Genomic DNA, 7,980 nt, shown 5'->3' on the forward strand with positions numbered 1-7,980 from the left:
GCGGTGGAGTGGGGAATGTCGTCGACAGGACACAATGAGGTTCGCATTGTCTCGTCTCGTCGGATCGGAGAGAAATGCAGCCCGGACAGGATGAAGAAGTGGCCGACGCCGCGGAGCTTGCGGCGCGGCTGCGCCACGTCTTCTGGATCGGCGGCGGGAGTGGCGCGGGCAAGTCGACCATCGCCCGCCGGCTCGTCGACCGCTACGGGTGGCGGCTCTACGCGACCGACGATGTGATGCGGGATCACGCCGGGCGGGCCACCCCCGAGGAGGCGCCGTTTCTGCATCAGTTCATCGCCATGGACATGGACGAGCGATGGGTGAACCGGTCTCCGGAGGTCATGCTCGAGACGTTCCACTGGTTTCGGGGTGAGGGCTTCGGCCTGATCGTCGAAGACCTTCTTCGCCTGCCGCCGGAGCCCTGCGTCATCGTCGAGGGATTCCGGCTGCTCCCGCACCTCGTGAAGCCGCTGCTCGACGCTCCTCAGCACGCGGTCTGGCTTCTTCCCACGCCCGATTTCCGTCAGGCCGCCATCCGGAGTCGGTCGGTACCGGGGGAGGGGTTCGTCTGGAGGACCAGCGATCCGGCGAGGGCCGGCCGCAACCTTGCCGAACGGGATCGCATGTTCACCACACGCCTCGAGGAGGAAGCCGAGCGCCTTCGACTGCACACCATCGATGTCGACACCGCGACGACGGAAGACGAGCTCACTGAGCAGGTGACCAGGGCGTTCCGACTCTGACGCGACGACTCCCGCGGCCGCCCCGCCCCGGCTCATTTGACGAAGCCGGGCTCACTTGGCGAACACCGCCCGCGCGATCTCATCGGGGGCGGCGCTCGTCTCGGCGAGCAGTTCCCCGTCCGCGGACCAGATGCCCGAACGGCCGGACGTACGGTCGAAGCCGCCACCGGTCGGACCCGCGAAGGCCGCCGTGGCGACCCACACACCGTGGTCGGCGGCGGCCCGGCGGGCGCGCTCGCCATGGAGCCCGGCCTCGTGTTCGGCGTGGACAACGCCGGCCACGTAGCCGTCGATGCCCAGCGCCGCCGTCTTCGCGGCGTGTTCGGGGAAACCGGTGTCACGGCAGACGGCGAGCCCCAGCCGCCACTCGTCCACGTCGATCACGGCGGACTGCTCCCCGGGCACGAAGTGGATGGCCTCACTGCGGTGCAGGTGGACCTTGCCGTAGACCACCCGTGCGCCATCTCCGTCCAGAGCCAGGATGCCGATGCGCGGACCCGCCACCGGCGCGCCGACCAGGGCGAGCGTCCCGGTCGCGGCGCACGCGGCGACGATCGGAGCCAGCCGATCATCGTCCGGGGCGACCGGCGTCGCGTCCAGTTCGTATCCCGTCAGCGACATCTCGGGGAAGACCACCACCCGCGCGTCCGCCGCCCGAACGGCCTCCGCGTGGGCCACCGCGTTGGCCGCCACGTCGTGAGCGGCGCACCTCGGCTGCGCCACCGCGATGCTCAACGGCTGTGCCACCACCCTGAACTCCCCTCGCCGAGTCGTGCGAGCAGCCTATCCAAGCCTGTGCAACGGACAACGCCGAGGCCTGGTGGAGGCGCTGCGCCGGCAGTCCGACCCCGTGGTTCGGGCTGCCGGCGCGTGGCCCCGCACCCCGAAGCTCAGGCGGACGTGGCGGGCGAGGAGGTGGTCGACGCCGTGTCGGTGCGGGGCTGCTGGCCGTCGTCCGCCGCGCTCGGGGCCGACGGCTCGCCGTCGCGTTCCTCGGGGAGCTTCAGCATCAGTGTCAGGACGAGTGCGACCAGGTAGAGGGCGAGGAAGACCAGCGTGACTCCGCCGGCGCCGACGACGGGGAGGAAGAGGCTGGCGATGGCCGGGCCGACGAAGGCCGCGCCGCCCGCGCCCAGGTTGAGCAGGGCCATGGAGCCGCCCTTGTTCTCGGGCGCCATCGACGGGATGAGGGCCGAGATGGGCACGAATCCCGCGAGGGTCGCGCCGTAGAACATGCCCGCGAGCACCGCGACCCAGTAGTAGTCCGGGCCGAGCCAGGTCGGTACGAAGTACAGCGTCGTCACGCTGATCGCGCAGCCCAGCGCGCCGAAGCCGGCGATGGTCGTGCGCCAGCCGATGCGGTCGGAGAGGACGCCGAAGATGAGGTTGAAGAAGATGTTCGTGCCGTAGATGATCGCCAGCAGCTGGAGCCACTTGTCCTCGCCGAAGCCGACGTCGTCGGAGAAGATCCGCGGCAGGTACACCAGCATGCCGAACTCCGGGGCTGTGTTGATGATCCGGACCAGGCAGCCCACCAGCACGCGCGGATGGGTCCAGATGATGGAGACGGAGTTGAGCAGGCTCTCGCCGGTGGTGACCTCCGGGGGTGCCATCCGGTCGCCGCCGGGCCTCCGGCGGGCGCCGACCAGGGCGATGGCGCCGCCGATGAGGATGAGGACGAGTGCCGACCACAGCGTGCCCAGGCGGCCGAACGAGGGGATCGTCAGGCTCGACCACAGCGAGCCGAGGGTGGGCAGGCCGCCGGTGAAGGCGAAGTAGAACCAGCCCACCGCGGTGCCCAGCCGGGCCTTCGGTGCCGTGTTGGTGATCCATACGAGGAAGCCGAACGCGAAGAGCGGATAGCCGAAGCCCCGGATGCCGTAGAAGACCAGCATCATCGGGTAGTTCTCGGTGCCCAGCGCGAAGAGCAGGTACGCGGCGTCGAAGACGGCCCAGATCGCCAGGCCCGCCCACATCACCCGGCGCGGCCCCCACACCTGGCAGAGCGCGCCGGAGAACCACGACGCCAGCATGACGGCGATGCCGTAGACCGTGATGACGTACCCGGCCCGTACGTCCGTCGTCGCGCCGTGATCGGCCATGTACGGAGCGATGAAGCCGGATTCGACGCCGTCTCCGATCATGAACAGGAGTACGCCCAGATAGCCCAGGACCAAGGGTTTCGGCATCGCTTCCTCCACTCTGCGGGGATGACGGAGTACGACCGCAGATACTCAAGCGAGCCGAGAGAAATATCAAGAGGTCTGGTAAGACTAACGAAATCTGATGGTAACTACTCGGTCTCGACGACTCTCACATCCGTCAGCTCCCGCATCTCCCGCAGCAGCTCCTCGTCCACCGGGCCGGTCAGCAGAACATGGTCGAAGGAGTCCACGCTCTCCAGCCGGTGCAGCGCGCGACGGCCCACCTTGCTGTGGTCCATGAGCAGCACGCTCGTCGCGCCCGCCTGCCGGGTCGCCCGCTTGATGCTGACGATCTCCTGCTCCTGGTGGAAGGTCATGCCCGCGGTGATCCCGGAGGTGGAGAGCACGCTCAGATCGACGGAGATGCCGCTGATCATGTCCATCGCCGGCAGGCCGATCCATGAGTCGTGGGTGCGCGAGTACTCGCCGCCCACGGAGATCAGCCGGATGCCCTCGGCGCTCCTCAGCTCCTCCGTGATCAGGCGGTAGTTGGTCACCACGGTCAGCGGCCCCACCTCGGGCAACAGCCGCGCCAGGGCCAGCGCCGAGGTCGAGTCGTCCAGCATCACCGACATCCCCGGGGCCACGAACCGCAGGGCGGCGCGGGCCAGCGCCCGCTTCTCGTCGGTGTGTGAGTGCAGCCGGAAGTCCGAACTGGACTCGAAGACCATCGAGGGCTGCGCGGAGACGCCACCGTGGTACTTGCGCAGGATGCCGCGGTCCGCCAGCTCGGCGATGTCCCGGTGGACCGTCATCAGGCTGACGCCGGTCAGTTCGACCAGTTCGGACACGGTGGCGTCCCCCTGGGCCAGAACGTGGTCGACGATCAGTTGCTGCCGCTGTTGCCGCGCACCTCGCGACGACGGGGGAGTAGTCATGCCCTCCATCCTGCCGTGTTTATTTCTCACATAGAACCAGTGACAACTCACGCTGTGACTGTTAATTTCGCTGTAACGGACACCGCCGGGTGCCATCACCTGGCGGACACCGCCGGGCGCACGGACATCCCGTGCCCCCGCCAGCCAGACATCATCAGCCGGGAGATCAGGGGTACGCATGGCCGACGCAGTGGTCTTCGACATGGACGGCGTGCTCGTCGAGAGCGAGCATCTGTGGGAGGAGCTGTGGGCCGCCTACGCCGCCGCACGCGGCCGCACCTGGGGCCCAGAGCAGACGCGCGACGTCCAGGGGATGAGCGCCCCCGAGTGGGCCGCCTACCTGACCCGGTTCTGCGGGTCCGGTGACTCCGCCGCCGGCACCGAGCAGGCCGTCGTCGACGGCATGGTCCAGGCCCTGGCCGACGGCCGCATCGGCCTGCTGCCCGGAGCCCGCGAAATGATCAGCGCCACCGCCGAGCTCGCCCCCGTGGCGCTCGCCTCCTCCGCGCCGCGCCGGGTCATCGACGCCGTTCTCGTCCACCACGGTGTCGACCACCACTTCAAGGCGACCGTCTCCAGCGCCGAGGTGGAGCGCGGAAAGCCGAGCCCGGACGTCTATCTGGCCGCCGCGCGCGCCCTCGGCGTGGCCCCGGAGCGCTGTCTGGCGGTGGAGGACTCCAGCAACGGGCTGCGTGCCGCCGCGGCCGCCGGGATGACCGTCGTGGCCATCCCGAATCCGCAGTACCCACCCGCCGAGGACGCCCTGGCTGCCGCCGCATACCGTTCTGCGGACCATCATGCCGTACGTGACTTCCTGCTCAGCAGGCTCGACCCCCGAGGGGAGTGACCGACATGACCACGGTCCTGGTATCCGGCGACGACTTCATCGCCCCCGAGCTCTTCTCCGCCGCCCTGAGCGAGAGCCTGCCCTCCGCCGGGCTGACCTTCCGCACGCTGCGCACCCGCTGGCCGAACGAACCCTTCGGGCCGGTGGGGGCCGACGGGCAGGGGAACGGCGGGGTCAAGGAGGCCAGCGGCACCGAGGAGCAGGTGCTGGAGGCGCTCGGCGACGCGAGTGTCGCCCTCACCCAGATGGCGCCCTTCACCGCCCGTGTCATCCGCGAGTCACCCGGCCTGAAGTTCATCGGCGTGGCCCGCGGCGGCCCGGTCAACGTGGACCTGGCCGCCGCCACCGCCGCCGGGATCCCCGTCACCCTCACACCCGGCCGCAACGCCGCCGCGGCCGCCGAATTCGCCGTCGGCCTGATCCTCGCCGCCATGCGCCGCATCACCCAGGCCGACGCGGCCCTCAAGGAGGGCACCTGGCGTGGTGACTACTACGCCTACGAGAACGCGGGTCTTGAGCTCGACGGCGCCACCGTCGGGCTCGTCGGGTACGGGGCCATCGGCTCGATCGTGGCCCGCGTGCTGCGTGCCTTCGGCGCACACGTCCTCGTCTCCGACCCGTACGCGGACCAGGCGCGGGCATACGCCGACGGTGTCGAGCTCACCGCCCTGGAGGACCTGCTGCGGCGCAGCTCCGTGGTGAGCCTGCACGCCCGGGTCACCCCCGAGACCCGGCATCTGCTGAACGCCGACAACCTCGCGCTGCTGCCCGAGGGTGCCGTCCTCGTCAACTCGGCCCGCGGCGAGCTGCTCGACTACGCGCCGCTGCCCGGGCTGCTGGAGTCCGGCCGGCTCGGCGCGCTCGCCCTCGACGTCTACGACATCGAGCCGCCCCCGGCCGACTGGCCGCTGCACAAGGCCCCCAACGTCATCACCACACCCCACCTGGCGGGCGCCACCCGGCAGACCGCCGACCGGGCCGCCCTGATCACCGCCGGCGAGGCCGCCCGCTTCCTGCGAGGCGAACCGCTGCGGCACGTGGCCAATCCGGAGGTGCTGACCGGGAGTCGGCCATGATCGTCGGAGTCGACATCGGCACCTCGGTCACCAAGGCCCAGCTGATCTCCCGCGACGGCCGGACCACCCCCGCGCACGAGGCCCGCAGCACCGTCTACACCCTGCCCGGACACCGCGTCGAGCAGGACCTGGACGACGTCGTGGGCACCGTGGAGACCGTCGTACGGGCGGCACTCGCCGACGCCGCGCAGCTGGGCGACGAACCGGCCGAGGCCCTGGCCCTCACCGGGCAGGGCGACGGCCTGTGGCTGCGCGACGCCACGGGCGCCTCCGTCGGCCGCGCGCTGTCCTGGATGGACGGCCGGGCCGCGGACCGGCTCGACCGGTGGACCGCCGACGGCACCCTGCACGCCCTGCACCGGCGCACCGGCGTCGGCCTCTTCCCCGGCTCCGCGGCACCCCTGTTGGCGCATCTGGCCGAGCACGAGCCGGAGCGGCTGGATGCGGCCGAGGTCGCCGGGTACTGCGTGGACGCCGTGGTGCAACGGCTGACCGGCGCCGTGACCGTCGATGTCTCCGACGCCTCGCAGCCGTTCCTCGACGTGGCCACCCGTACGTACGACGAGACCGCGCTCGAGCTGTGCGGGCTCTCCGCGTACCGCCGGCTGCTGCCGGATCCGGCGCCGCCCGGCACCCTGCACCGGCTGCTGCCCGACGCCGCCCGGCGGCTGGGCCTGCCCGCGGGGCTGCCGGTCTCCGCCGGCCCGTTCGACATCCCCGCCTGCGCCTTCGGCTCGGGAGTCGCCGAACCGGGGGAGGGCAACCTCATCATCGGCACCACCCTCGCCGCCCAGGTCCTGGACACCGAGCCGCGCCCGGCCCTCGCCGAGGACCCGGCCGGGATGGTGCTGGCCACCCCGTACGAGGGCCGGTTCCTGCGGGTCATGCCCGCCATGATCGGCACCGCGGGCCTGGACTGGCTGCTGAAGCTGCTCGATGTGAAGATCGAGGCGCTGGACGCGCTGCTCGTCCAGTCCCCGCCCGGCGCCGCGGGCGTCACCGCGCTGCCGTTCCTGTCCACCAGCGGCGAGCGCGCGCCCTTCGTCGACCCGCGGGCCCGTGGCCGGTTCGACGGCCTCTCCCCGCTGGCCGGCCGCGCCGACCTGGTACGGGCGCTGTGCGAGGCGGTCGCCTACTCGGCCCGGCACTGCATGGAAACCCTCGGCGTCACCCGCACCGTCACCGCCTGCGGCGGTGGCGCGCGCTCCGGGGAGTGGGCGCGCATCTTCGCCGGTGTCCTCGGCGGCGACCTGGAGGTCTGCGACGACGCCGTGGGCATCCGCGGCGCGGCCCATGTCGCCTGGCGCTCGCTGGGCACACCGGTCGACCCCGGCGCCTGGCGCGCCCGCCTCCGTACCGTCACCGCCGAGCGCGGGCTGATCGACCACTACACCGAGGGCTACGCCGCCTACCGCCAGACCCTCGACACCGCACGCGAAGGCTGGAGCACACGATGACCAGGCTCTTCAACGACCCCGCCCGGTTCACCGACGACATGATCACGGGCTTCGCCGCCGCCCATCCCGGGCACGTACGGGCCGTGCCCGGCGGTGTGGTGCGCGCCCGCCCCGCCCGCGCGGGCAAGGTGGCCGTGCTCACCGGCGGCGGCTCCGGCCACTACCCCGCCTTCTGCGGTGTCGTCGGCCCCGGATTCGCCGACGGGTCGGTCATCGGCGATGTCTTCACCTCTCCGTCGGCCGCCCGCGCCCGCTCGGTCGCCGAGGCGGCGGAGGCGGGCGGCGGTGTCCTCTTCCTCTTCGGCAACTACGCGGGGGACGTGATGAACTTCGGCCTCGCGGCACGGCAGTTGGAGGGCGACGGGATTCCCGCCCGCTGCTTCGCCGTCACCGATGACATCGCCTCCGCCCCCGCCGACCAGGCGGTGCGGCGGCGTGGCATCGCGGGTGGCTTCGTCGTCTTCAAGACCGCGTCGGCGGCGGCCGAGGAAGGCGCCTCCCTGGAGGAGGTCGTCCGCGTCGCCGAGCACACCAACGCCCGTACCCGCACGCTCGGAGTGGCCTTCGACGGCTGCACCCTGCCGGGCGCCGAAGCGCCCCTCTTCACCGTTCCCGAGGGCCGGTTGGGCCTCGGCCTCGGCATCCACGGCGAACCGGGGGTCAGCGAGGACACCCTGGGCACCGCGGAGGACCTGGCCCGCGCCCTGGTCACGGGGCTGCTCGCGGACCGGCCCGCCGGGGTGGGCGACGACGGGCGGGTCGCGGTCGTCCTCAA

General features: G+C 71.6%; 8 protein-coding genes. 5 read left to right on the forward strand and 3 right to left on the reverse strand.

The window, feature by feature from the left end; genetic code table 11:
- Positions 1-98 precede the first annotated feature (98 nt).
- Positions 99-743, forward strand: coding sequence for a hypothetical protein (locus GWI24_RS04995; RefSeq protein ID WP_308343473.1), 645 nt, complete (start codon positions 99-101; stop codon positions 741-743).
- Positions 744-794: 51 nt separating this feature from the next.
- On the opposite strand, the gene GWI24_RS05000 is transcribed toward GWI24_RS04995, so the two are convergent.
- From GWI24_RS05000 to GWI24_RS05010, 3 genes are all read right to left on the reverse strand, one after another.
- Positions 795-1,490, reverse strand: coding sequence for a carbon-nitrogen hydrolase family protein (locus tag GWI24_RS05000; RefSeq protein WP_210944671.1), 696 nt, complete (start codon positions 1,488-1,490; stop codon positions 795-797).
- A 143-nt stretch (positions 1,491-1,633) separates the two neighbouring features.
- Positions 1,634-2,932: an MFS transporter gene (locus GWI24_RS05005; protein WP_247615898.1), complete on the reverse strand. Its 1,299-nt coding sequence runs from the start codon at positions 2,930-2,932 to the stop codon at positions 1,634-1,636.
- A gap of 104 nt (positions 2,933-3,036) precedes the next feature.
- The gene (locus tag GWI24_RS05010) at positions 3,037-3,825 is read right to left on the reverse strand and encodes a DeoR/GlpR family DNA-binding transcription regulator (RefSeq protein WP_210944672.1); all 789 of its coding nucleotides are present in this window, start codon (positions 3,823-3,825) and stop codon (positions 3,037-3,039) included.
- 178 nt (positions 3,826-4,003) lie between these two features.
- On the opposite strand from GWI24_RS05010, the gene GWI24_RS05015 reads away from it, so the two are divergent.
- The 4 genes from GWI24_RS05015 to GWI24_RS05030 form a co-directional block, all read left to right on the forward strand.
- A complete protein-coding gene (locus tag GWI24_RS05015) occupies positions 4,004-4,672 on the forward strand; it encodes an HAD family phosphatase (protein ID WP_210944673.1) in 669 nt (222 codons plus the stop codon).
- Between the two features lie 5 nt (positions 4,673-4,677).
- Positions 4,678-5,748, forward strand: a complete 1,071-nt coding sequence (locus GWI24_RS05020) for a 2-hydroxyacid dehydrogenase (protein ID WP_210944674.1) — start codon at positions 4,678-4,680, stop codon at positions 5,746-5,748.
- Complete coding sequence (locus tag GWI24_RS05025) at positions 5,745-7,205, forward strand: FGGY-family carbohydrate kinase (protein WP_210944675.1); 1,461 nt, start codon at positions 5,745-5,747, stop codon at positions 7,203-7,205. Before GWI24_RS05020 ends, GWI24_RS05025 begins: the two co-directional genes overlap by 4 nt.
- On the forward strand, positions 7,202-7,980 hold a 779-nt coding region (locus GWI24_RS05030; protein ID WP_210944676.1), incomplete at its 3' end, for a dihydroxyacetone kinase subunit DhaK. The genes GWI24_RS05025 and GWI24_RS05030, both read left to right, overlap by 4 nt.

Origin of the sequence: Streptomyces sp. MK37H (genome assembly GCF_018035285.1) — a bacterium.
Lineage (GTDB): Bacteria > Actinomycetota > Actinomycetes > Streptomycetales > Streptomycetaceae > Streptomyces > Streptomyces endocoffeicus.